This window comes from Oleiphilus sp. HI0125 (genome assembly GCF_001635355.1).
The window spans coordinates 1-946 of record NZ_LWGF01000288.1 but is presented as its reverse complement, the minus strand read 5'-3'; the positions used below and the strand labels follow the sequence as shown (position 1 = coordinate 946).

Sequence of the window (946 nt, the reverse complement as noted above, 5' to 3'; positions counted from 1 at the left end):
CTACAGTGGCACCTTGAAATTCGATATAGAACCGAGGATCAGCTTCAGTGCTAGTAATGGTTGACTCAATCATTACAGAAACTTGCCCAAGTATCTCACCCTCTCCTATCTCAACTACCTGAGATGCTGGAGTAATCGAATAGTCAGTGGCAGACAACGTAGAGTTATCCTCGTTCACAGTAAAGGGAACTAACAACGTATTTTCTGCAGGCCTACTTAATTCAATAGAGAATGACTTCGCATCCCCAGGCGTAGCAATAAAAGAAAGACTTTCCTGTTTAAGCCGTGGCTCATTATCAACAATATTTACCACCACTGAACGGTTTTCAAATTCTGAGACTATTGTCTGAGACGCTAATAAATCTAGTTTGAAGGTCTCGGGCGGCTCAATCACCAAATCGTCTATTAAGTACAAAACAAATCCACACGCTGTATCTCCAGGCTCAAATCTAACTTGCCCAGTAGAAGTCTCGAAATCAGAAAGTGGTGATGCCGGAGAATTTCCACTATCGTCTTCAGAAATAACATAATCAAAAACAAGCGGAATGGATACGGGTTCCGTTAATGTAAGTAACACTGCATTCGGATAGCTTAATCCGAAACCCTTATCAATTGAATTTTGTGGCAAAGAACCCAGCTGAGTACAAACTTGCTTCCCTCGAATATTTCTACCTTCAACCCCAGAGAAATTAGCGCCTCCCTCATCAAAACTACTGGAAGTCGCAAATGACTCGATAGCTACAGGCCCTATAGTAAAAGGAAACCTAGTAATAAAGCTCTCGCTGCCGTCAGTTACTTCGAGCCAGTAATCACTATCAAGTGCGACGGGGCTATCCCCAACCGCCGGAATAGGTGTTCCCTGCAATCGAAAAGTATTCTTTTGTGTTCCCTCTTGCTTCACAACACTGAGGCTAATCGTGTTATTTCCCTCTGCATCTTCGGTAAG

General features: G+C 43.0%; 1 protein-coding gene. It reads right to left on the bottom strand.

Annotation, left to right across the window (positions count from 1 at the left end; all coding sequences use genetic code 11):
- Nucleotides 1-946: Calx-beta domain-containing protein (locus A3762_RS04030; RefSeq protein ID WP_156493216.1), on the bottom strand; the 946-nt coding region annotated here is incomplete at both ends.